Genomic DNA, 24,048 nt, shown 5'->3' on the forward strand with positions numbered 1-24,048 from the left:
TTTTAACTTATGGCCCATTATGACATCAAAGAAGGTGAAGACTTTTACTATAATGAACAGGGATACAAAGTTTTTACAGAAAAGTTCCATCTGAAAAGGGGATACTGCTGTAAAAGTGGTTGCAGACACTGTCCTTACGGGTACGATAAAAAGACTGATACATTCATTAAAATTGACAAAAAAAAATAAATAAAATGAAAAAATATATTTTTATTTTGTTGGCAGCAGCTACATTGGGATTAACTTCTTGTAGCCCTTTTCAGGTACGTTCAGATTATGCTGAAACTGCCAATTTCAATTCTTATAAAACATATAAAATAAGAATCGATGACCTAAAATTGAATGATATTGATAAAGACAGAGTTTTGAATGAGCTTTCCAGACAGCTTCAGACCAAAGGACTTCAGTCCGGAGAAAACCCTGATCTTATTGTCAACGTAAAAGCTAATCACAAAAAAATTACGGATATCAATACAACATCACCTTACGGAATGTGGGGATGGGGTGGCCCGTTCGGATGGGGAGTTGGTATGAACAGAACATGGACGAGCAATTACAATGAGGGAGCATTAATCGTTGACCTTATCGATTCCAAAACCAATAAACTGGTTTGGCAAGGAATAGGAAGCGGAGTTTCTGTGGATTCACCAAAAGCGAAACAGAGACAGATTCCGGAAATCATGGCTGAGATCATGAAAAATTATCCGCCACAAAGAAAATAAGATTTAAATCAATTATTACTATATAGATGCCGGTGCAATTGTGTACCGGCATTTTTATTTGTCTGAAAATTTAATCAGGTATTTACGTGGCCCTTAACAAATATGTAATAAGTTTTGGCTAAAGCCAGATAGAATGCTTTCTATTATTTAAATGGGCTAAAGCCCATTTCTATTCATGTAGCCAAGCAAATATTTATAAGTAACCCCAAATGAAATTACAACATTTATAATTGTGAAATTCGTGAAAATTATTTGTGTTATTTATATTGAAATTTCAGGTTTTGGCTAAAGCCCTATGAAGATTTATCATTTATTTAAACGGACTAAAGTCCGTTTCTATTGAATATTATTGTTTCTCAAAATACAACTGTTCCACTGATTCTGCATGATCAAAGCTCCTTTCATCCTTATCAATAAAAGCTGAATGCAATCCATTTCAAAATTAACAATAATGTAATTTTTTATTCATAAAAATATAGTATTCTTGTTTGAAATTATATTAATATGAAAAAAATTATTTTATTCACTTTCTTTGCGGGGCTAGCCAATGCTCAGGCTCCTGCAGGGTACTACAATGCTGCTAACGGATTAAGCGGTGCAGCTTTAAAAACAGCATTAAGCACCATTATTACCAACGGTCATCAGGACAAAGGCTATAATGGATTATGGACTGCTTTTAAAACAACTGACATCGATAAAGATTATGAAAATGACGGTTCAATCCTTGATATCTATTCAGAAAAACCGGGAGGACCAGATCCTTATAAATATATGCCGGGAACCAACCAATGTGGTACTTATTCTACGGAAGGAAATTGCTATAACCGCGAGCATGTAATTCCTCAAAGCTTATTTAGTGAGGCTTCACCGATGGTTGCTGATATTAATTTTATAAGAGCAACAGACGGAAAAGTAAATGGAATGAGAAGTAATTATCCTTACGGCAAGGTAGGAAGTGCCACCTTTACTTCTAAAAACGGTTCCAAGCTTGGTAATTCTTCATCATCCGGATATTCCGGGGTGGTTTTTGAACCTATTGATGAATTTAAAGGAGATGTGGCTCGTATGATTTTCTATTTCGTCACCAGATATCAAAGTAAACTTTCTTCATTTTCGTCCGGAAATATGCTGGGAAGCTCTGCATTTCCGGGATTACAGACATGGGAACTGAACGTTCTTCTGGCCTGGCATAATCAGGATCCGGTTTCTCAGGCAGAGATTAAAAGAAATAATGCTTCTTATAGCTATCAGGGAAATAGAAATCCATTTATTGATAATCCGGGCTATGTCAATCAAATATGGGGATCTTCTCCTAATACTGGCGGTGGTACAACAACACCTACCAATCCCACTAATCCCGGAACAGGATGTGTAAATGAAGCTTTTGAAACAATTCCGGCAGACAATGCTTCTTATACTACCAGATCATGGAGTAACAGCGGGATCTCGTGGACGGCTACTGATGCAAGAACGGATCAAACTATCAATACCAGAGCTATTACTGTAAGAAACGGTTCTTTAACATCAGGAAGCTCCGCAAATGGTATTGGTTCTTTAACGATAACAACTCAGCTTAAGTTTTCTGGTAGCAATGGTACTTTTGACGTGAAAGTAAACGGTACCAGTGTTGGAACGATTCCGTACAGTACTACGGCAGCAACAACGACGATTAATAATATCAATATTTCAGGAAATGTAGTGGTAAGTCTTGTTAATAATTCGACAAGCAACAGAGTAGCAATTGATGATTTGAAATGGAGCTGTTATTCGGGTTCTGCTTCAAGACAGGTTCAAAATATAGCTGCAGGAGCGGCCACAAATACGTTTAAAATCTCTCCAAATCCAATTACTAATCAGGAAATTGTTGTAAAAGGAGATCTTCAAAATGTTAAAAAGGCGGAGATCTATAATTTACAGGGGAAAGTAATGCAAACTATTGATCAACCTTTTAGAAATGGAAATTCAATCCGAACTCAGAATCTTGGTCAGGGAGTTTATATTTTAAAACTGGATAATACTACAATGCAGTTTTTAGTTAAATAATAAGAAAATACTTCATATAAAGGCTGGCCTCTGTTTTTGAGGTCAGCTTTTTTTGGCTAAAGCTTTTATCTCTAAGGGAATTTTTGATGCAAAGTTTGTGATAAATATCCTAAGTTGTAAAGGAACAAAGATGAATGAACAATCCGACTTTGGACACGCACAGGCTACATCCATTTTCAACTCACTTTCCCTCTTTTTCTTTAATAATTTTTGACCAATCGGTGAACATTTTGGTGATGGTGTTGGTATTTATCAGGCTGAAAAAGAACATTCCTGTGAAAACAGCGAGCCAGCAATAAATGAGCTTCACTGCATTTTTGTCTGTGATAAAATAAAGAATAAAAATGGTCAGAACTCCTAATAAGAAGGTAAACATTAAAGTATAAAGCAGTGCATGAATGAGATACATATTCAGCTTAAGCTTTCGAAAAATCCATCCTATCAAAGCAATAGGAAACATGGCGACCAGCGGGAATAAGAGTGCTCCGAAAATAACCATCTCCGGATGTTCCGCCATTTCTCTTTCAAGTCCGAAAAAAGTATTAAAACTGAACTCCATCATATTGTTTCTCACTACTTGTTATTTCTAATAAGGTCTTGTCTTTATATCCCAGCATCCCCGCCAGAATAACATTAGGAAATTCGTGAATTCCGATATTGTAAAGATTGACACTGTCATTAAAAAACTCTCTCCTGTCCGCTATTTTATTTTCAATTTCAGAGATTCTTTTTTGTAATTCCAGAAAGTTAGTACTGGATTTCAATTCCGGATAATTTTCAGAAACGGCAAAAAAGGATGATAAAGCTTTCGATGTCTCATTTGCCAGTGCCGTTTTTTTATCTGAATCAGTGGTTGTATTATAAGAAGTTCTTAATTCGGTAAGACGTGCGAGCAGGTTTTCTTCAAAATTCATAAAGTGTTTTGCCACGTTAACCAGGTTAGGAATTTCATCTGCCCTTTGTTTCAAAACGACATCGATATTGCCGTAGGCTTTTTCAACATTGAATTTAAGCATTACCAATTTATTGTAGAGATTGATCAAAAAGCTGATAATGACTACTGCGAGAAGAATGAGTAATATGATGGCTACAGTCTGATTCATTATTGTATAAGTATATAAATGATTATTAATAGAATGGCAGAGCAGGTAAACAGAAATGACCTCAATAACGGCTGGTATTTGTTCCACACCGTTATTCCTGATGAGGAGGTGATCCCCAACACTTTATAGTGATCATCTTTTCTGATAAAAGATACTGCATTTTTAGAATCTGCATATCCTACCAGGAGCATTTTTTGACCGTCTTTCAGAAGCGTTTCTGTGTATCTTTTGCTGTTGTTGCTGCTTATATTGGTTTCTCCCAACAGAACAAATTCAATTCCTTCCGGCTCCACTTCTATGATTCCTGTCTCATCTCTGATCTGAAAAGAATTGCATTGGGTTTCTCTGTGAACTGTTGTATAAGACTCTTTACCATCCGAATCTCTGTCAATATCCTCAATGGTATAGTAATATCCGATGCATGTCTCATGATCTACAGGGGAAGATAAAGGCGTTTTCATGATGAGTGTCCCTTCAATCTCAACAAGCCCTTTGGCCAATGATTTTATTTTTGAAGTAGGAAGCGATGCCTGTAACCGTAAAAAGCGTTTAGCGGGAGTTGGCCTCATTACAGTAAAAAAAATGAAAACAAAAAACACCAAAGGAAGGACAATTAATGCTTTTTCTGCATAGGCATCGTAGTTATTGGCTATTTCATAGGCATATTGATGAAAAGGCATTTTCTCTTTAAAAATTAGCCATAGAATAAAATAGAGGAAACAGAGCAGTATAATCCCTACGATAATATAGCCTGCAAATGACTTTTTTTTATTGTTCTCCATTTTATTTTTTGTGATTCCCGGTTGTTGCTATTTCAAAAATACATTTTATTTTAAAAAGGCCGGCATTATTCTTTTTCGAATGATACCAGCCTTTTATAATATGTTTATTAAAAATTAAATAATCTCAAAATCAGTTTTCCCTTTCGGGATATAGAAAGTAATATCCAGCATCAGTTCTTCTCCGGTTTTGGGATCCAGCAGATACAATGCGGCATCTCCGTTGAGTCTTTTTAAAACAGCTACCTTGTTATCTGCATACTGCATCATTATGGCATCAGCAGGAAGTGGCTGAACTTTCATTCCTTCGAATTCTTTGAGTAATTCTTTAAATCTGCCTTCAGATTCCTGACCGGATAAATACATGGATTGAGCCATATTCCCTTCTCTTCCGGCAATAAGTCGTTTATACTCATCATATTTTCCGTCCTGAATGAGCTTAATAATTTTATCATAGACCAGTTTCAGTTTTTCTCTGCAATCTTTAACGTCTTTAAGATCGGTTCCGTTCTGCCATGCATTCAACGTGTATGGAACCTCAGCCTCAAATGAACTTTCATACCGGATAACGGGAAGTTTTTTATCTTCTACAGGTTTAGACTGATATTCTCCAAATTGTTTATCAAATACAAAATTATTGACAACATCAAAAAGTTTTATATTGAATCGAAGTTCCGCTTGCTGATCTATTTCCGTTTGCCCTACTACAGGCAAAATAGAAGCTGTAATCTTTTGTTTTCCTTTTTCCAGAATAGCATAATTGATCGGAACCATTGTTGAAACCTGGTGGGTAGCATTCATATGGATAACCGGATAATCGTTGATTCTGATTTCAAACATACATGCTGACGCACTGAAGTCAATTACATAATAAGGCTGCTGCATAGGGAGTTTTAATAGGTTTTTCTAAACTATTTTTTAATTTGAATACGATATTATTTTAACTAAGAAATTTTGTCAAGATCCGGATATCCGGCTCCTTTCAACAAATCTTTCCATTCTTTATCTTTAAAAACAAAAAGATTGCATCTGTATTCATCGGGTTTATTATCTATCTGGGTTTCACAGTAGTAATAAATCAACCCATTTTCTTTCCAGATGGCGACTTCCTGTTTGAATTTATTGGGTGTCTGGATAATCTCATTGTCTTTAACTTCAGACTCTAAGCTTTCATGAATAGTAGTAAAAACGGGCTTTTGAAAGGTTTGGTTTAAATTTTCAAAGAGTGCCTTATTTTCTTTTTCAGTATAAATATCCAGCTGATACATCCCTAATTCGTCTTCTTTTTCATTGGCCAGTGGACCTATTTCCTGATCCACCTTACCGAAATGCAACAAGACTTTATTGGTATTTTTACTGTTTTTCCCGTCTAAACTTATTCCGTTAAAATGTAACATTTTTTCTGAAGTGAAGGCCAACCTTTCGTTTCCGATCAGAGTCACATCATCGCAATGAACAGTATCTTTTGTCGTAATGCCTCCTGATTTTAAAATATCATTAATATTTTGTCCTACTTTAAGAGAAGCGAGATTAAAAGGTCCGGTCTGGGTATCGTTTCGGGACTCCATCTGAGATTCACCTTTTTTCTTTTCCTGCTGGTTACATGATCCAAGTCCCATACAGATGATTGGTATTAATACGTATTTCAAATTTTTCATATTCTTATTGTTCATGGCTGGTTATAAAGCTTTGTAAAACAGTTTCCCTATCTTCCATATTTCCGTAATGTATTCCTGATTTCACAAAATACAGATTGGTTTCAAAACCTTTCATTTCTTTCTGATCGGTAGCCAATTTGTTGCTGACCTGTTCTAATAAAATATCAAAACCATCTTTAGTATTTTTCCAGTAATATCCGGAATAAGGCCAGGCATCAGTAGCCAGAGAGATGACTTTTGGTTCGCCATACTTTTTCTTAAGAGCCATCATCAAAACATCACTTTCCTTGACATTTTTGGTAACGATATAATATCCCTGAAGCAGATTGTCATTTTGATTGTTGACTAAAAACCCGATCTCACTTTTCAGAAACTTTTTTTCTTTAGGGTAATCCACTAAAAAACGGATGTCCCCATATTGATACTGATCAACTTTATAGGTGTTGTAATATGGATATCCGGTGGTCTGTTCAAGATCAATTTGCCTGGTTGCATTTTTAATGACCGACTCATTAATGATTCCCACTTTCAGATCAGACAAGTCCGTTTTTGATTGGGAAATGCAGCTATTACATAACATTATTGTGCTTATCAGTATTATCTTTTTCATATTATCCTTCTTGAATGAATGGTATCTGTGCAGATATACCTGTATATTTTTCCAGTTTTTTAATCACATCAAATTCGGGAAGTATCTCATAGGTTTTATCAAAGTCAACCAGATCTATTTTTCTGTCACTTTTCAAAATTCCTTTTTTGATATACAATCCGACACTGGCTTTTACGACAACCGTGGCTATCAAACCGTCGAATTTCACTTCCGGTCTGTAATATAAGGTTTTTTGCGTACTACTTTTCTGATCATAGACTAAACTCTGGCCAAATGTAGCAGAGGCTTTTCCGGTAGCTTTCAGCTTTCCTTCAGCATAGGCTTCTGCAATAATGACAACGAATTTTGCCTTTACTTCAATACCTGCATCCAATTCAATACCAATTTTGGTTGTTAACTTCCCGTCTCCTCCGCCTGCATCGGAATTGGTATTAAAATTCAGTTTGGTCTGCCCTGAAATTTTTCCGAAAACTTTTAAATCCATGTACATATTTAAAGTAATCGGATGATCATCATCGGCCAGCCATGCTCTCACCTCGTTCAGAACCTGCTTGGCTGCAAGATTGGCTGTTCCTCCACTCACCACTCCTACTCCGGCCTGTATCAACATGTCCAGAAGATCTACTGTGATATCGATACCAATAATAGGATCTGCTTTAAAATATAATTCCATGGCGGTTCCAATGGTTGGAAGCGGCTTTCTATTTTTTTGTCCTCTTTCCAATTGCCATTCTCCGCCGAAGCAGAAATTGGGTGGTTTCATTTCTATGGTTAAAGGAAGTTTGCTGGTAAAACTATTCTTTCTGATCTTTCCTTTGGTCTGGTCTGTTACACCTTTTGAAAACTCTTTCAATGAGCTGAATACCTTGTAAAACCATTTAATTTTATCTTCGAACTTAAAAGTGGCATCAAAATGACCGTTATATTTATCATTGCCCACTCTGTCCCAATTGGCTTCCATGGTTACTCCAAAATCTACAGCCGTATTCTTATTGCTTTTTTCATTTCCAATTTTTCCGGCTTTGCTTTGCATCTCCTGGTGTTTTTTCGGAGTCAGGTTTTGCCATTTAACACTCAGTTCATTGCTTAAATTCAGAAAGAAATGAAAATCCCATTTGATATCGGGAAAAACGTTGATTAAAGCTGTTGTTTTGCTTGTATTGCTATAAAATCTACAGCTGTGAGCATGCAAATGAATTTTGTTTGGGGTTGTCCATTCCGGCCAGATATACTGTAACGGAAGCGCATTGAATCTGGATAAATCGGAATATACCTGATAATTAAAAGATGGTGGAGCAAATTTTCTTTCTTTATCTCCCGCATCAATGACCTGACCTATATCCACCAGTCTTATTTCCCTGGCATGAAGTGCCTTATTTCTGAAACAGGCCTTAGTGTCAAAGTCTGTCACTTCAATGGTAACATTTCTTTTGGTAGTAGCAGTGGGACCTATGGTGTGGTAAATGATCGTATTGGCATCGTGTGGGAAATAATCAAAATAAATATCTACCCTACGGTTGTTCTTGTAGTCTTTTTCGTCTTTATATTTAATGTTATCAGCTCCTTTTTTATCATCGGTGGCATTTACTTCTCCTTTTCCCAGTGATTTGATTCGCTTGGGATCTAATCCGCCGTCTGTAAAGAATTTCTTTACAATGTCAGATCTTTTTTGGGATAAGGTTTTATTGTACTCCATTTTACCGATTACACAGGCATATCCGTCTACAGTAATTGTGGAATGCTGGTGTTCTAATAAAAAACGAAGGATATTATTCAATTTTGTTTCTCCATCACCTTCAATAATTGCAGAGTTGAATTCGTAGAAGATGGTAGAATGGATTGTTTCCTTTGCAGCCGTATTTTTAACTCCTTTTCCGTTATCGAAAATGGTAATGGGTGTTTTCACCTCCCCTTTTTTATCAAAAGTGATATCGGTGATATTGATCATTTCAAATTTACATGGCTCATATCTTTCGATATTTTTATCCGGCATGTACACTTTGGTAGGCACTACATTCTGAGGTTGCTTGGGAGCCTGAGCCACCAGCTCATTCCTTATTCTTAAAAAACGGGCATGGATGTCATCATTGTTGTCATCTACAATGTATTTTCCTGATTTGGTATCTTTTACTTTTACATATAATTCCTCAATGTTCTTGATGTCTTTGATGGTGCTTTTCCATTGAGACGTATTCTGAACCATCAGGTTAATTTCCCCGTCATTTACTTCTACATCATCTATGGTTCTTAATAAAAGATCATCCTTTGATCCGCCGCCATATCTTATTCTTCTGTAGATTTCTACCCTAAGATCTTTTTTACCATTTAATCCTTCGGTACCTAAATAAAGATAAATAATATGGCCGTAGCTGAAATAGAAATCTTTTCTTACATCCGGTCCTCCTTCCTTTGCACTCCATCTGGAATCTACAATTCTGGGTGGGCAAAATCCGAAGATATACTTTCCTACTTTGTTTATGGTATCCGGTTTACCTCCTAAACTTGCTTCCACATAGTAGGAAAGAATTCCACATTCTTTTTTGGTGAACTTATATTCAAACACATAGCCTGCCGGTCTTCTCAACTGCTCTATGACTGTTTTTCTTGAAGATTTCTGCCTGATCCATACAACTTCTTTTTTCTTATCGGCCTCCGGAGTTCCGGGATACCATTCAGAAACGGTAAAGCGTATGGGCTTTCCTGGCTCTACCCCAATGAAATCCCCACTATTGACTATAATTTTTGCATTGTCTGCTCTTGGAGCAATATCTATTTTCTTTATTCCTTTGTTTGCCATACAATCATAGTTTAAAAATCATCTGATGGATCGTCTTCGTTTTTCTCTTCTTTACGCATTTCTTCAGCGTCCACCAAAGGATTGATCTGCTGCTGCACATCAGGATTGGCATTTTTGAAATTCTGCTGGCTGGCTTCTGCTCTTTGGCCGTGATCTATAATTTCAATACAAGGTGTACCGGCAACGGCACAAATTGCTTTGCTATTTTCCACAATGATAAATCCACCATTGCTTAACTGAACTTTATCATAAAAGTCCGTCCATTCTGTAACCATGATTTTACAAGGAGGTGGCGGACCTCCGTTTTTTGTACAGTTACCGAACGTATTTTTTTCAAATGTGGCACCTCCTATTTCTTTCGTGGTAACGATCAGTTTTTTGGAAGCGTCTTTATCATTGGCATATTCTTTCTGATGAGTCAATACTTTGAGTTTATCCGGAGCTTGTCCGAACTGGCATTTGCACATCGCGCCTTGTACTACAATATGTTTTTCTGCCATGGTTAGAATTCTTTATTTGAAATAACAAGTCTGGTTAAATATCCATTTCCAAATTCAAGACGAACAAAACTGGTGCTGATCTTGAAAGTAACTACTGTAAGTGCTTTTGATGAGCTTTCATCCGTATCTACCGTTGTTTGGTAAAGCTGGGCATTATACCTTGCAAATTTTGTTTTGCATTCCGTGGGCGAACTATCATTGAATACAAGGCCGTACGGTAAGCCAGAAACTTTTTGATCACCATAATACTGCAGGGCATAATATTCTTTTCCGTCATTCATCTGAGTATAAATCATATTAAAATCATCAAAATCCCAACTGGAATATTTTCCTTTTTTACAATCCTCGCATTCCTGTTCGCTGGACTGTATCTGTAAAAGCTTGGTAAATTTTTCTGATATTGTAGGCAGAGAAATAAATTCTTTTTTACTAAATAAGCTTTGTAATTTTTTCGAGGTCACCTTTTCTACTGAATTTCTTGTTTCAAAATCAGTAACCTGAGCTGTTGCCATAGCTTCTGCCGCCGCAGCATCAGTTGCACCTATAGCCGCCGCTAAAGCTTCGGACACCTTTGGTTCCTTATAATTTAAAAGAAATTCTTTAATTTCCTGCTCTACTTTCCCTGTAGATTGTGTCTGTTTTACATCAACATCTTTTTTTGACCAGCGATCCGGAGTAACCGTTTGAAGAAAAATACTGACTTTCGTACTTTTCTTTGATATTTTTTTCATGGTTACATTCCATACTGCTTGCTGGATAAACTGCTTGGATTGTGCTCCGTTCTTCAATGCCAGTTTCAGATAAGGATTTTTGTAACCTGCATCATATTTTAAATTATAGAGATCAACAGTCGTTGAGAAATTATCATCAGATGCTGCCGCTGCTTTAGCTTCATCTTTTGTAAATTCATTACTGAAATAAAATACTGCATTCTGTAATGTTTCAATACTTTTAGGTATGGTAAATTCCGTTTTCTGCCCAAAATACAGGCTAAAACATACTATAAACAGCAATGTGAGAATTTTATGATTTAATTTAATTTTCATTTATTTTGTTTTTTTTATTCTGATACTGTCGCAATAGACACAGATATCTTCTTTTCTTCTCTTAATCTGATACTGCTTTCCAGATACATTGATTCCGGAAAGATTGCATTCCCGTCAAGGTAATAGCGGATTCTGAATTCACCGTTATGGTTTATGACAGGATCATCGTCAATAATCATAGAGAAGGGTGCACCGTTCATAAAATCAGATACAGACCTTTCATCATGGAGTTTTCCTGTTCCATCAATCCGGATCAGGTTATGATCATCTTTCAGCGGATCAAGCTGGAGTTTTATTTTATAATTCGGTTCTATCGGATTATCGATGATCGGGAAGCTTTCATTTTCTTCTGTGCTAAAATTCTTCCCAAATTTTTGATAAATTCCGTAGAATAATGTCCTAAGGAAATAATCATTTTTAAGATAGAGGTTAAGTGTTTCTGGAGCCTTCAATACTTTTTCAATCTGCCGGCAGTACCGATCTACGGTCTCTCCGTCAAATTCTTTATATACCTCTTCTTTTACTGCCGCCCATCTTTCTTTAAACACAGAAAGGTTCTCCACTGTTTTAAATTTCCCCTGCTCATCTGTACTGATTTGTAAGGGATACAAAACTTTAGAAGTCTGGTAAGCGAGCATATCGGCTATTTCATTCACTTCTTCTTGATTCAGATAAAGTTTGGAGATTCTGTCTATCTCGAAATAGTGAAGTCCATTTTCACTTCTGATCCAACGAACTGAAACTTCATATTTCAATTCATTGTGATGGTCACCATTTTCGATATTGATTACCACCCCATATTTTCTGTCTATTTTTGAAGGGTTAAAAATCAGGCTGTTCGCACGACCCAACAGTACTTTTTTATTTTGATCAACGACTGCGGCTCTCGGAATAAAAATCTCCTTCTGCGCGGTCAGTTCAATCAAAATCATATCCCGAACACTGCAAAGGTTATTATGAAATAACTTCAAAGCATCTTTATCTAATCCATAAAGTGCAGCAATGCTCTTTAAAGTATCATTTTTCTGAACGGTATGTATATTGAATTTTTGCATGATAATCCTGCTTCAAAAATGTCGTAACGACACTATTTCTTAATGTACTACTCTTTTTCTGTCTGACCTTGGATCCATTCCTATGGCGTACCTGTCTGCCGACCAATGCAAATATTTATTTCTTAATTCTCTAAGATCTTTTTGTTCTCCCAATTCTCTTATGTAATTCGGATTCGCTGTATTGCTTTTATACTTTATCTTTAAATCGGCAACCCACTTAAAGTCATAAGGTCTTCCATTTTTAAATACATACTCCCTCAGCTTTTTTTCAACACGAACCAATAAGGCATCTTTAGAAAAATCATACCCTTTCTTTATTTTCATCATGGAAATCTGCTTACATTGGGCGTCATTTGCTTTTTCTGTCATAAATGTAAGAGGAATGTAGCTGTAAGTATGCAATAATTCTCTGACTCCCTTTAATGCAAAGTATGCATTCCCTCCAATGTAGGAGAGTTGATCTCTGTTATACCATCCTTCGGCAACCAATCTGTCTTCAAGAGGTTTAAGATCCCTTTTATCCGTCCAGTCGGTTTCTATTTCTCTTACCCATTCTGTTTCGGATAAATAGCTTCCTCCAATGTCAGAATGCACCCCTGGAAACGTTTTTTCTTCACCGTAAAAAACAGGAACCTGTTTTTTTCCTTTCAAATTTGTATCGTAAGCTACATTGGTAAGGTCAAAATTTTCCCGGTGTTCATCAGTTGCAATAAAGTGCACTATCTTTTTTGCTGAGGTTATATCATCAAGATGCAGCTCTTCTATATCATTACTGAAGTTAGGGTTTGCAGAAAAATTGGGATGATAAGATGATACCGTGTCATATATTCCTAAAAAACGAACGACAATCCGCTCAACGGTAATTCCTGCCTCTTTTAATTTCAATCCTAAATGTCCTCTTGGAGGCAATTCTGTGATAGGTACTTCTTTTCCGTCATCATCACTGTAAAAGGTAACGCTTACTCTCCTTTTTGTATATGTTTTTTTATGGGCGGCATATTTACTTTTATTGATCTCATAGACAAAGTTACGGGCTGCTGCAGCCCCTCTGCTGAATCCAAAGACATCTAATGTTAAGACCGCAACTTTCTTTTTCGTACCAAGTTTTCCCTTTAATCTTTTAACGGTTTCTTCACAACCTTTTCTTACTTTCCCCCGAATTCCCGTATCTCCGCTACCAAAAGCAAAGCCATCATTTTCGTCATCTTTACGATCATCCGTCCCTATTCCTTCAATGTAAATTCCATAATCAAGACTACAAGCTTCTGACATACGGGCTACATTGCTCCAGCCATTATCATAACTGGTATCTTTTTTCTCGCTTATTTGTCTTTTAAACCAGGTTTTAATTCCGTATTTTTTATAAATCTCAGTATTATTTTCCCGCTCTTTAGTATTAACCTTATTATTAAGTGTTCCATCGAAGAAAATGCCCAACACTGCATCCATAGAATCATCTTCTATATCTTCCGGAGTATAATTTCCAAAAACTATATTCGACATAGGCTTCTATTTATCTTGTTTAACATATTTATCCATCTGCGTTACCGGATATTTTTTACCATTTTGTTCAATATATACTTCAGCATTGTTTCCACTGCTTATATCAATCACAATATCAGCAGAGTTTTTTTTATCCAATCCACCAAATATTTTAAACATATCTGTCTTTTCAAAATCCAGAGGAAGAAAAGTTCCGTTATATACTTTATTGGCATCTTTTATATATTGTGAATTACCTGTAAATACAATTTGTGAACTTTCTTCTTTTCCATCTTTATTCTTCCATTGGAAATAGAAAAGATAGGGTACCGCTCTTTTTGCATACGGCAAAGTAGTAGCCGGATTATCTTGCAGCGTACTCTCACGCTCTCCGTTGGCCATATAAAAATTTCTTTTCTCGAGAGTACTTCCAGCCGGTAGAATAAGTTTAGGGCTCCAGTTCAGCTTTTCTCTGAAAGTTTCATACAGATTGGGATCCGGATAGCCTTCTTCTTTTATTTTTTGTGTTACAATAGCCTTTACAATTCCCGGGTCATTAAGGATATCTTCTCTGTAATTAGGTTCAAATACATATTTAAACTTATCATAAGCTTCTGCCTGCGTAATTTTTATTTCCTTTCCCTGAAAATGCCCTACTTCCACCTGATGTCCGTCTCCATATAGCCAGAGTATCAATTTCCCTTTTGGTCCCAGGCCAATGATAAAAGTATCGTATGTTCCTTTTTTTAAGGAATCAAAATAAGTCTGACTGAACCCTTCATTAAATAATTGGGTGATTTTTTTTGTATCCAGCTCCCAATGGCCTGCATAGAATTTATTTTCAGTCAAAGAATACCAGGTAAATTCTAAGGTATGAGGAACTTTAACAAGTTTATCAGTTCCACCACCATATTTACCGGGTTCTCCCCAGCCTCCGCCGGCAATTCCCCAGATATCAGAAAAAGGATACTGATAATCATCGGCGATCAATTCTCCGTAATAAGCCTGCATTGGGTATTCATTAGGAGCAGATAATGTTCCGGTCCACTTATATTTTTCTTCCATTTTTTTATCTTGACAACTGATTAATGAGAAACTGCATACAATGAAAAGAATGAAGATCTTCAATTTATTTATTCCCATGAGACATTATTTTCTTATTACTTGCTAACATAAGATTTTCTCGCTGTGCTTCCACATTTATTTTTTTCGCAATCTTTTCTACCTTTTTTCCTACGCTTAAATGGTAGGAATCTTTAACGGTAATCTGAATATTAGTCGCTGTTTTTCTTATGGCCATATCAGAACAATTTTGATTTTTCAGCACTGTTGAACTCTACAATTTTCCCGCTCTGCATGGTCATATTTTCCAGTTCGCTGAACATGGATATTTCGCCTGCTATTTCATGAGAGGTTTCGGATTGTCTTTTAAATTCTTTGTCCACCATTTCAGTTCTGGTATCTGAAGATTCCCTGATATCACCGGAAGCTGTTTGCACAATATCTTGTCCCGCCGTAGAAATAATATTATCATTGGCGTTGCTTGTAATACTATTTCCTGCACCGATTGAAATTTCTTTCCCTGCTGTGATATTGATATTTTCACCGGCATTTAATGTGAAGTTTTTCGGAGCTTTCATATCAATATTTCCTTTACCATCCATGAAGTAAATATTTCCGCTTGGATCCAGAATTTTCACACTTCCTTCTTCATCATTCATCAAAATACGGATACCACTTCTGGTTTGTATTGATTTTAAATGATTATTGATTCCACCTCCTAAAGCAACTCCTCCATGGAACATTCCTCCCATCACGAAAGGTCGGTCCGGGTGGCTGTGAACGAAGTTGACCATGACCTGATCTCCTACTTCAGGAATGGCTACATATCCCCTGTTTTGGGTAATCTGATCTGTACCTCCTGCATCAGGACTCATCATTCGGATAAAATGAGTGGTATCATTAGTTTGCCAGTCGAACCTCACCTGAATTCGTCCTTGTCTCTCAGGGTCTGTATTTGAAATCACTGTGGCTGTCTGTGGTTCTGCCTTTGGAACTATAAATTCTGGTTTTGGAAGAAATCCTGTATCTGCAGCAATTCCTACAAAACTTCCATGATAATGACCTATGGTATCAATCTCATGTTCTGATTCGGTGATCATGATTCTTGTGAAATAAGATGTCTCATTGGAATCGGGTTTACGCATCTGCATATCCACCACACAACCAGGATGAAGAAAAGGAACGGTTGTATTTCCTGAAACGGAAAAAACATTTACAGCTTCACTTCCTGAAGCACTTTTCTGTGAATACTCTACATCAAGATGGGTCGAAGCTTTCATTGGAGCGACCTGTAGTGCCGGTGTTTTATAAATAGAATCGTTATGATCATAGGCTGTTTTCGCAAGATCCCCTACATGTTTGATAGGTGTTGATCCGGAAGTCAGCTTTTCGTCTTTATTGCTGTTGTAACCGTAGAATTGTGGTTTGGTATGTACCGCTTTCAGTTCAACCTTTATATCATTGGCACTGCTTCCGTAAGTTAATATGATAGGTTTATTCTGAGGAGGAAGCTTTCCGAAATGTAATACTTCACCATCGTAATAAAACTGTTCTCCATAGGCTTCCGCCATTCTTGCCAGATAGTTATAATGGGTTTCATCATACTGGCTGCTGTAAATGATCTGTGAAAAATTATTGGCATCAACTCTTATGTCAAAACGGCTTTTATCAATTCCTTGTTTGATGACTTCTTCCGCAATAATTCCCATGTTTACGGGTTGATTCCCGCCAAAGCTCTGAATATGGGAAGCCCCATCGAGAAGAATTGTCGGGCTGTAGCCAGTCAGAACAATATTTCCCAGACTCATTTTCTCCTGACTGAATCCTACTCCTGTAATAACCCCAACGAAAATTCTTTCAGGGCTATTATCTACATCTTTATAAGAAATGATGGCGGTGAGGCGTTTTCCCAGAAATTTATTGGCATCCTCCAATGAATGGGTCTGCCTGTCTCCCAAAGTATCATGGGCCAACGTAAGTGTAAACTCATGATGACGTTTGGTACTTTGTTTAAGTTTAAAATGTTTATAGTATTTGATCATCTTTCCCTCTATGACAAGAGAGAGTTTTACCAACCGGTTGATTCCGTTATGATGATTTTCAGATATACCGTCTGCATTTTGCGTCGGACGAAAAGTCCCCGCATTATTTCCGGGTATGATTGACATATTGTGTAGTGATTTGTTAAGGTTTTTAATTTTTATAACGAATTTTTAAACAAATAAAAATCCGGCAGAATCTGGCTGTACAACAGGTAAAAAAAGACCGTCTTATAAGGACAGTCTTTTTTCAACTTATAGTAAAGACTAGCTTGTTGGCCAAAGTCCTTCGTAGAATGAATTTCCGTAAGAAATGCTTTCTGCACTTATTACAAAGCTTACCAGCATATTGTTGCTGTCTAGTGCATCAAAATCTACTTCATGCTGGATTACATATCCGTTTTCCCATTTTAAGGTAATCAATGTACCTTCTTCGTGAGATTTATTGAAATTGATTTCTCCGGTTGTAGGCTTATATTTGCTGTTTAATAAACTCTCCAAAACATCAGATTTTTCTGTCGCCTCGATGGTTACTTTAATAAGAGCGTTTGACGGATCAGAAGCTACACGTCCAGAAACATCTGTAGCTCTTGAAACACTGTAGTTAAGTTTTAATAATTTTTGTCCTTCACCTCCATTGAATTTTAAGATTCCTCTTGAATTTCCTGCCATATTCTTAAATTTTATTCATTACTATTTGTTCCTTCCTGTAGGATTTATACAAACAAAGATAGACTTCATGTTCTAAACTGAAAAGTTTTTAGGCAAGAGTTTGAGAAATTGTAGTAGTTCTACGACTTTTCAACTATTGGACATTATTGTAAAAATTATAACCAGTCTCTTTTTTTATCAAGTATGTAAAAAATAATGCTTATAAATATAAGACACCATGATAATAACAAGATTGATCATGAGGAGAGCCATTAAAACAGAGCCGTATTTTCTTTTCTTATCTATAAAACTTAGCCCAAGTATGAGGAAAAACAGCAACAATGTATAGACTGCCGGATATAAATGAAATGCTTCTGAAAATCTTCCTTCGAATACCAGAACAACGGCTCTTTGGGCTCCGCACCCGGGACATTCTACTCCAAGGAATCTTTTACTGGGACAAGTCAGCATGAAGTCTTCAATATTCATTTTCGGGACTGTTTATATTATTTTTGCTGTTAGGTAGAAATCTTTGCTCGGGTATACTGATGGGGGAAGAAACAGTCTTCTTTCGTTTCAAATGATCCCTGAACGGCAATATATGGATTTCTTAAAATTTCTCTTGCAACAAAGATAAGATCTGCCTCTCCGTTTTGAAGAATCTTTTCAGCCTGGTCCAGTTCTGTAATGAGACCTACAGCTCCCGTTTTCACCGAAGCTTCATTCTTTATCTGTGAAGAAAAAGGAACCTGATATCCGTCAAAAACTGAAATCTTTGCTCCATGAATATTTCCTCCACTGGATACATCTACAAGGTCAACGGCATGCTCTTTTAAAACTTTGGCCAATGCAACGCTGCTTTCAATATCCCAGCCATTTTCTGCATATTCTGTTCCGGAAACGCGTATGAAAAGTGCTGTATTCTCATCCAGTACTTCATTAACTGCGTCTACAATCTCAATTAAAAATCTTATCCTGTTTTCAAAACTACCTCCATATTCATCAGTCCTGATATTGGAAAGCGGTGATAAAAACTGATGAATAAGATAGCCATGCGCTCCATGGATTTCAATGATATCAAATCCTGCTTGTACAGCTCTTTTAGCTGCTTCCTTAAAATTCTGCACCTGCTCTTTTACCTCATCAGTACTCAATGTATGTGGAATTCTTTCTGAAGGATGATAAGGAATAGAACTCGGTGCAACTGTTTCCCAACCTTCTTCAATTGAAATCTGTTTATTATTCCAGGTGGAACCTTTTCTTCCGGCATGCGCCAATTGAATTCCTATCTTGCTGTCAGAGTTTTCATGGACAAAATTGACAATTTTCTGTAGTTTTTCAGCCTGCTCATCATTCCAGATTCCCATACAATGATTGGTAATACGTCCTCTTGGCTCTACTCCTGTTGCTTCTACAATAATCAACCCTGTTCCTCCCTGTGCTCTGCTGCCATAATGCACAAAATGGAAATCATTAGCCATTCCGTTTTCACATGAATACATGCACATAGGAGACATTACCCATCGGTTTTTAAGCTCTATGTTTCTGAATTTTATTGGTGTATATATCATTTTATTAATTTTAAAATTAGAGTTTCTTACAAGAAGAATAAAATATTGCCCAACTCATTAAAAAGAAGTACTTTTACGCCCCTTTTTTAGTGGACAATATATGAAAAAAGACATACAGATCAGTTACGAATACTTTAAAAATAGCAACGAACTGAGCGATATAGAGAAAAAATTATTTGAAAGAGCCAAGGAGGCTCGTGAGATGGCCTATGCCCCGTATTCTCAGTTTCTGGTAGGGTGTTCTGTTTTGTTGGAGAACGGAGAAATCTATTCCGGAAACAATCAGGAAAATGCGGCTTACCCATCCGGTCTTTGTGCGGAGAGAACCACTCTTTTCTGGGTGGCTGCCAACTTTCCTGATGTGAAAATAAAGAAAATTTTTGTGGTAGGTGGCCCTAAGGAATTTCATGAGAGCAATCCCCCGATTCCTCCTTGTGGAGCATGCCGCCAAAGTTTAATAGAATACGAAACCAAACAAAATGAAAACATTGATCTTTACTTCTCCAGTATGAATGAAGAGGTGGTAAAGGTACATGCGGTGAAGGATTTGTTGCCATTTTATTTTGATTCGACGTTTTTGTAAGAAGACGAATTTAACAACAGGTCAATAATCGCTCTGCAATGATCAAACAACTTTTGTGCGATATGGGATCTGTTGGAAATTGTATTGATAATATTTAGTTTAAAACCTGTAGTAATGAATACTTCAGGTTTTTTATTTATGGTTGGAAAACGCAAGGACGCAAAGAATTTAAAAATAAACATCCTTTTAAGGCGCAAGAAAATCCAAGATTTTCAGTATTTTTTTAGTCACTAATTCACTAATAAAAAACTTGCGCATTAATGGCTATAAAAAATTTCCTTGCTACTCAAGAAGATTACACTGTTTTTTCATGTATCTGCTTAATCAGCAAATTAATTAATAATGTTTGCACTATTCAAATTTTATCGTAGATAAAATCCTTGCGTCTTATTAAAGTAATATTATCATAATCTTTGCGCCATTGCGTTTTTCAAAAATTTCTTTTTACATGTGTGAAACCACTTGAATCTGTGAAAGGATAAAACAGATTTTAAGTTTTTAAAATCTAGCAGATCACTTAATGAATATAAAGTAAAAGGTTGTTTTATTTCTAAAACAACCTTTTACTTTTTTTTACTTTACGAATTATCCTTCAGTTTCCTCTTCGTCTTCATCGTCTTCGTACTGCTCCAGGTAATAGCTGAAAGTAAAATCTTCCACTTCTTCCTCAGCATCTTCCAGCGTGGTCAGCAAATCTTCAAAAATCTCCAACTGATCTACCGTCATATTGACAAATTCCAAGTGAAGCGGCATTTCCAGATCTCCGGTAATGGTATCAAAAAGTGCATCAAGATTATCCCCAAAATGTTCAGGAAGTTGAATTTTTTCCTTTAACTGGGCGTAAAAATCTTCATAGTCACCTATGTCTGTAAAATCTATATATATTGTCTTCATATCGAACTAAATTTCCAATTTTTATTCATTAAAAAAGTTTTGCATTTCTTGCAAAAATCCGTCTCTTCATTGGTAGGATTTTTACCTTCTGCATCTCTCATAAAACACATTTTTTCAGGGCAATGTGGCAACCCTTGTGTATGTCCAAGCTCATGAATGGCTATTTTATAAAACTGCTCATCCGTATTGTCCTTACTCAGTCTAAATTTTGATGCTACACAAGCCTTTCCAGGTCTGTACCCCAATCCCATGATACCGAAATCTTTGATTCTCCCTCTGGTAGCACTGATATCCTTTGAAGTTAAACCAATCGTAACAAAGCCTTCTTTTGTCCTTTCACTCAAGAATTTAATAATTGAATCGGCCCGATATCTATTTCTCTCCTTATAGTAAGTATTCTTAGGAAAATCTATAGCCTCAAGAACCTGTACGTTTGGATACACTTTTTTAATGCCTTCTGTAACCGTTTTCAAACTTTGAGGAGTAACATCTCTGAAAGGCTGAACAAGTATTGTTATAGCTTGTTTTTGCTCAGTCTTTGTTACATTCTGTTTTTCTTCTTTACATGAGATCATCAGAAAGAAAACCAAAAGAAAGTAAAAACTATAATTTTTCAAAATTAAATATTTAAAATAATTAATTTGAGATATTGTCATTGCGAGGAGTGACAACGACAAAGCAATCTCAAAAAACATCCATGATATTTTCGATGTCATCAGCCAAGTCCAGCCAGTTTGGATTCATTGCATTAATCAAATTCAACTTCTTTTGTCTTGAACCGGCTTTAATTTGTTTCTCCCTACCTATTGCATCTCCTATTTCCTGAAAAGCCTCCCAGTATACAAGTTTATGCAAATTGTATCTGGATGTAAAGCTTTGCGAAAAATATGACTCTTTATGTTGCTGAACTCGTTTTGGCAGGTTTGAAGTAACTCCTGTATAAAGAGTTGTATGGTTTTTATTGGTCATGATATAAATAAAACCGGCCTTCATTTGTTTACAATATATTTAGAGATTGCTTCGTCACGCTGTTCCTCGCAATGACGTCATTGCTTCTCAAAGCTTTTATAATGGTTTTTAGTAAGATAAACATCGCCATTTCTGGTAAAGATAATTCTGTCAGTCTGTCGGCTGCCACAATGGTAGTTGACATCTGCTTCAAAATACTTTTCGCCATCCGGTAATCTTCCTTCTCTGTTACCAAATTTATCTCCCCCAATAGCCTTTCCGGGAAGTGCATCGCAAAGATTTCCTTTTGAGGGATTCCAGCCTTGTTTTCTGGCTTCATTTTTTGTGATATAATAATCCGGTAACCTATGGTTTTGTTTTACATAACTGATTACAGTTTTTTCTTCTGTCAGTTTTTCAATAGAACCCTGATCTGATGAATTTCCGGCCTTCTGATTGTCTGCGGAGGTGCTTCCGTAGTTTACATTTTCAGTTTGTGCAGCTTTGGAAGGATTTTCTTTATCTATAAAGTTTTTGTAAATGTACATGATAGACATCCCGAAAAGAAGTCCTAAACAGATAAAAAATACAGGTCTTATTTTATTATTCATTGTAACTATTTAACAGTTTATTTATTCTTCTCTCCAGTCTTCCGGAATATCACAAATAGGAATAGGTTCCATCTTATGTTTTGCCGCTTTATGCATTCTGTCGAAAATCAGGAATACTTCTTTATCTCTGCCTTCGTACTCTTCAGCAGTTTTAGTACCATATTCTTTCTGAATCTTTTCAAGCTCGGGATAAGTAGCTCCTATCTGTTGTTCATCTGTTCTGTCAACATCCCAAAGTCCGTCTGTAGGAATAGCTTCCTGAATACTTTTGATCAGATTTAATCCTTTAGCTAAAGTATACACTTCTGTTTTATAGAGGTCTGCAATAGGAGAAACATCTACTCCGCCATCCCCATATTTTGTATAAAATCCGATTCCGAAATCCTCTACTTTATTTCCTGTTCCACACACTAAAAGACCGTTAAGCTGACCGTAATAATACAATGTCAGCATTCTTAAGCGGGATCTTGTATTGGCAAAAGCCAGTTTTTCGTTCGGATATAAATCATCTTTAACATCAAATGTTTTGTAGAGCTCCTCAAAAGCAGGTGTCAGATCTACAGACATTATTTCAACATTGGGAAATCTCGACTTCAGATCATTCATATGGTCTTTTGCACGATCTACCTGATCTACCTTCTGACGGATCGGCATTTCGATAAGTAACGTTTTCAATCCTGTCATCGCTGCCAGTGTGGAAACCACTCCTGAATCTACTCCACCTGAAACGCCAATTACATAACCATTAACTCTTGCTTTTGTAGCATAATCCTTTAACCAGCTTACGATATGATCTATTACTTTTTGTGTCTGCATTGTTTATTTTTTTAATCTATACCAAATTCTTTAGGGTATTTTACTACGCCTTTTATATTTTTTAATCCATCTTTTACCAGTTCTATGGCCATTCCATTTTCTTCCGGAATTTCAAACGGAAAAGAAATCCCAAAATTACTTGTTTTTTCGTAACCAAACTTAGGATAATATTTTTCATGTCCGAGAAGAATCACAGATCGGTATCCTAATTCTTTAGCGATACGATGTCCTTCCCGAATAAGCTGACCTCCGATTCCCCGATTCTGAAATTCAGGTTGTACGGATACAGGAGCCAAAGCCAGTGACTCAAAAGATTCTGTATCATTTTCAATTTTAATTTTTGTGAACAGAATATGACCTGCAATTTCACCACTTTCATCTTCTGCTACCAAAGACAATTCGGGAATGAAAACATCTGATTTCCTTAATTTTTCAACCAAAAACTGTTCCTGGTGATCACTATGTTCCATATCCCTGAAAGCTTTTTCTACAAGCTGGAACACTTCTTTATAATCTTTTTCTTCTTCCTGTCGTATGATCATCTATTTATCTGTATAATTTTCACGTTTCAATTCGTACCAGAAACATAGTACTCCTGAGTCTTCAAATTCTCCCGTATTCTTAAAGCCAAGCTTTTTCAAGATATAATTTGATCCGGTATTTCCGGAATCTGCGTAGGCATAAATGGTCTCTGCTCCCAATTCATTAAAACCATAATCCAGAGAAGCTTTTGCCGTTTCCATGGCATATCCTTTACCCCAGAATTCAGGAATAAAACGGTAGCCCAGATCCAGTGTATTCACATGTCCGTTGATGGGTTCCCTCAATAATTTCAGTCCGCTCCATCCAATCATCAGCCCACTTTCTTTTTCAATCACAGCAAGTCTTCCTACTCCATTTTCTTTATATTGCTTCTGAATCATTCTGATGCCTTCTTTTGATTCTTCAACGCTCGTCACCGGCTTGCCCAGATATTTCATTACCTCAGGGTCAGAGTCCATCAAAAACATCCGTTCAAAGTCGGTATCTTCAAGCTTTCTTAAAATTAATCTCTCCGTTTCCAGTATCATAGTATTTG

28 protein-coding genes are annotated in these 24,048 nt (G+C 36.4%); 4 read left to right on the top strand and 24 right to left on the bottom strand.

Going from position 1 to position 24,048, the window contains the following annotated elements:
• Positions 1 to 9: 9 nt before the first annotated feature.
• From EG342_RS24170 to EG342_RS24180, 3 genes are all read left to right on the top strand, one after another.
• Positions 10 to 189 carry a DUF5522 domain-containing protein gene (locus EG342_RS24170; protein WP_089737355.1) on the top strand — a complete coding sequence of 60 codons (180 nt, stop codon included), beginning with the start codon at positions 10 to 12 and terminating at the stop codon, positions 187 to 189.
• A 5-nt stretch (positions 190 to 194) separates the two neighbouring features.
• Positions 195 to 722, top strand: coding sequence for a DUF4136 domain-containing protein (locus EG342_RS24175; RefSeq protein WP_103293215.1), 528 nt, complete (start codon positions 195 to 197; stop codon positions 720 to 722).
• Between the two features lie 504 nt (positions 723 to 1,226).
• A complete protein-coding gene (locus EG342_RS24180) occupies positions 1,227 to 2,765 on the top strand; it encodes an endonuclease (RefSeq protein WP_103293216.1) in 1,539 nt (512 codons plus the stop codon).
• Positions 2,766 to 2,946: 181 nt separating this feature from the next.
• Here EG342_RS24180 and EG342_RS24185 read toward each other — a convergent pair whose 3' ends face one another.
• From EG342_RS24185 to namA, 17 genes are all read right to left on the bottom strand, one after another.
• Positions 2,947 to 3,327: a hypothetical protein gene (locus tag EG342_RS24185; RefSeq protein WP_123868174.1), complete on the bottom strand. Its 381-nt coding sequence runs from the start codon at positions 3,325 to 3,327 to the stop codon at positions 2,947 to 2,949.
• Positions 3,308 to 3,868 carry a LemA family protein gene (locus EG342_RS24190; protein ID WP_103293218.1) on the bottom strand — a complete coding sequence of 187 codons (561 nt, stop codon included), beginning with the start codon at positions 3,866 to 3,868 and terminating at the stop codon, positions 3,308 to 3,310. Before EG342_RS24190 ends, EG342_RS24185 begins: the two co-directional genes overlap by 20 nt.
• Positions 3,868 to 4,650, bottom strand: coding sequence for a hypothetical protein (locus tag EG342_RS24195; RefSeq protein WP_103293219.1), 783 nt, complete (start codon positions 4,648 to 4,650; stop codon positions 3,868 to 3,870). Before EG342_RS24195 ends, EG342_RS24190 begins: the two co-directional genes overlap by 1 nt.
• 114 nt (positions 4,651 to 4,764) lie before the next feature.
• Positions 4,765 to 5,532 carry a hypothetical protein gene (locus tag EG342_RS24200; protein WP_103293220.1) on the bottom strand — a complete coding sequence of 256 codons (768 nt, stop codon included), beginning with the start codon at positions 5,530 to 5,532 and terminating at the stop codon, positions 4,765 to 4,767.
• A 59-nt stretch (positions 5,533 to 5,591) separates the two neighbouring features.
• On the bottom strand, positions 5,592 to 6,305 hold the full coding sequence (locus EG342_RS24205) for a hypothetical protein (RefSeq protein ID WP_123868175.1): 714 nt from the start codon (positions 6,303 to 6,305) through the stop codon (positions 5,592 to 5,594).
• 4 nt (positions 6,306 to 6,309) lie between these two features.
• Positions 6,310 to 6,915, bottom strand: a complete 606-nt coding sequence (locus tag EG342_RS24210; RefSeq protein ID WP_123868176.1) for a hypothetical protein — start codon at positions 6,913 to 6,915, stop codon at positions 6,310 to 6,312.
• Between the two features lies 1 nt (position 6,916).
• Positions 6,917 to 9,712 carry an OmpA family protein gene (locus EG342_RS24215; RefSeq protein WP_103293223.1) on the bottom strand — a complete coding sequence of 932 codons (2,796 nt, stop codon included), beginning with the start codon at positions 9,710 to 9,712 and terminating at the stop codon, positions 6,917 to 6,919.
• Positions 9,713 to 9,723: 11 nt separating this feature from the next.
• Entirely contained in the window at positions 9,724 to 10,212 is a 489-nt protein-coding gene (locus EG342_RS24220; protein WP_103293224.1) for a DUF4280 domain-containing protein, read from the bottom strand.
• Between the two features lie 2 nt (positions 10,213 to 10,214).
• The gene (locus EG342_RS24225) at positions 10,215 to 11,258 is read right to left on the bottom strand and encodes a hypothetical protein (RefSeq protein ID WP_103293225.1); all 1,044 of its coding nucleotides are present in this window, start codon (positions 11,256 to 11,258) and stop codon (positions 10,215 to 10,217) included.
• A 14-nt stretch (positions 11,259 to 11,272) separates the two neighbouring features.
• The gene (locus EG342_RS24230; RefSeq protein WP_103293226.1) at positions 11,273 to 12,313 is read right to left on the bottom strand and encodes a LysM peptidoglycan-binding domain-containing protein; all 1,041 of its coding nucleotides are present in this window, start codon (positions 12,311 to 12,313) and stop codon (positions 11,273 to 11,275) included.
• Positions 12,314 to 12,352: 39 nt separating this feature from the next.
• Positions 12,353 to 13,816 carry a phospholipase effector Tle1 domain-containing protein gene (locus EG342_RS24235; RefSeq protein ID WP_103293227.1) on the bottom strand — a complete coding sequence of 488 codons (1,464 nt, stop codon included), beginning with the start codon at positions 13,814 to 13,816 and terminating at the stop codon, positions 12,353 to 12,355.
• Between the two features lie 6 nt (positions 13,817 to 13,822).
• Positions 13,823 to 14,860, bottom strand: a complete 1,038-nt coding sequence (locus EG342_RS24240; protein ID WP_221408182.1) for a DUF2931 family protein — start codon at positions 14,858 to 14,860, stop codon at positions 13,823 to 13,825.
• Positions 14,861 to 14,924: 64 nt separating this feature from the next.
• A complete protein-coding gene (locus EG342_RS25315) occupies positions 14,925 to 15,095 on the bottom strand; it encodes a hypothetical protein (protein ID WP_164465230.1) in 171 nt (56 codons plus the stop codon).
• Between the two features lies 1 nt (position 15,096).
• Entirely contained in the window at positions 15,097 to 17,025 is a 1,929-nt protein-coding gene (locus EG342_RS24245) for a type VI secretion system Vgr family protein (protein ID WP_103293229.1), read from the bottom strand.
• A 138-nt stretch (positions 17,026 to 17,163) separates the two neighbouring features.
• The gene (gene tssD, locus EG342_RS24250; protein ID WP_103293230.1) at positions 17,164 to 17,568 is read right to left on the bottom strand and encodes a type VI secretion system tube protein TssD; all 405 of its coding nucleotides are present in this window, start codon (positions 17,566 to 17,568) and stop codon (positions 17,164 to 17,166) included.
• Positions 17,569 to 17,745: 177 nt separating this feature from the next.
• Positions 17,746 to 18,036 carry a DUF2752 domain-containing protein gene (locus tag EG342_RS24255; protein ID WP_103293231.1) on the bottom strand — a complete coding sequence of 97 codons (291 nt, stop codon included), beginning with the start codon at positions 18,034 to 18,036 and terminating at the stop codon, positions 17,746 to 17,748.
• 29 nt (positions 18,037 to 18,065) lie between these two features.
• Positions 18,066 to 19,118, bottom strand: a complete 1,053-nt coding sequence (gene namA, locus EG342_RS24260) for an NADPH dehydrogenase NamA (protein ID WP_103293232.1) — start codon at positions 19,116 to 19,118, stop codon at positions 18,066 to 18,068.
• A gap of 100 nt (positions 19,119 to 19,218) precedes the next feature.
• On the opposite strand from namA, the gene EG342_RS24265 reads away from it, so the two are divergent.
• The gene (locus EG342_RS24265) at positions 19,219 to 19,701 is read left to right on the top strand and encodes a cytidine deaminase (RefSeq protein WP_103293233.1); all 483 of its coding nucleotides are present in this window, start codon (positions 19,219 to 19,221) and stop codon (positions 19,699 to 19,701) included.
• Positions 19,702 to 20,286: 585 nt separating this feature from the next.
• Here EG342_RS24265 and EG342_RS24270 read toward each other — a convergent pair.
• From EG342_RS24270 to EG342_RS24300, 7 genes are all read right to left on the bottom strand, one after another.
• Entirely contained in the window at positions 20,287 to 20,595 is a 309-nt protein-coding gene (locus tag EG342_RS24270) for a barstar family protein (RefSeq protein WP_103293234.1), read from the bottom strand.
• Positions 20,592 to 21,212: a Zn-dependent protease gene (locus EG342_RS24275; RefSeq protein ID WP_246008694.1), complete on the bottom strand. Its 621-nt coding sequence runs from the start codon at positions 21,210 to 21,212 to the stop codon at positions 20,592 to 20,594. Before EG342_RS24275 ends, EG342_RS24270 begins: the two co-directional genes overlap by 4 nt.
• Before the next feature lie 67 nt (positions 21,213 to 21,279).
• The gene (locus tag EG342_RS24280; RefSeq protein ID WP_103293235.1) at positions 21,280 to 21,588 is read right to left on the bottom strand and encodes a GIY-YIG nuclease family protein; all 309 of its coding nucleotides are present in this window, start codon (positions 21,586 to 21,588) and stop codon (positions 21,280 to 21,282) included.
• A 53-nt stretch (positions 21,589 to 21,641) separates the two neighbouring features.
• The gene (locus tag EG342_RS24285) at positions 21,642 to 22,154 is read right to left on the bottom strand and encodes a ribonuclease domain-containing protein (protein WP_185126917.1); all 513 of its coding nucleotides are present in this window, start codon (positions 22,152 to 22,154) and stop codon (positions 21,642 to 21,644) included.
• Positions 22,155 to 22,175: 21 nt separating this feature from the next.
• Positions 22,176 to 22,970 (bottom strand): NAD(+) synthase, encoded by a 795-nt coding sequence (gene nadE / locus EG342_RS24290; protein ID WP_103293237.1) that lies wholly within the window; start codon positions 22,968 to 22,970, stop codon positions 22,176 to 22,178.
• Positions 22,971 to 22,981: 11 nt separating this feature from the next.
• Positions 22,982 to 23,512: a GNAT family N-acetyltransferase gene (locus EG342_RS24295; RefSeq protein WP_103293238.1), complete on the bottom strand. Its 531-nt coding sequence runs from the start codon at positions 23,510 to 23,512 to the stop codon at positions 22,982 to 22,984.
• Positions 23,513 to 24,040, bottom strand: a complete 528-nt coding sequence (locus EG342_RS24300; RefSeq protein ID WP_103293239.1) for a GNAT family N-acetyltransferase — start codon at positions 24,038 to 24,040, stop codon at positions 23,513 to 23,515.
• Between the last annotated feature and the right edge of the window lie 8 nt (positions 24,041 to 24,048).

This window comes from Chryseobacterium lactis, from assembly GCF_003815875.1.
Taxonomy (GTDB): Bacteria; Bacteroidota; Bacteroidia; order Flavobacteriales; family Weeksellaceae; genus Chryseobacterium; species Chryseobacterium lactis.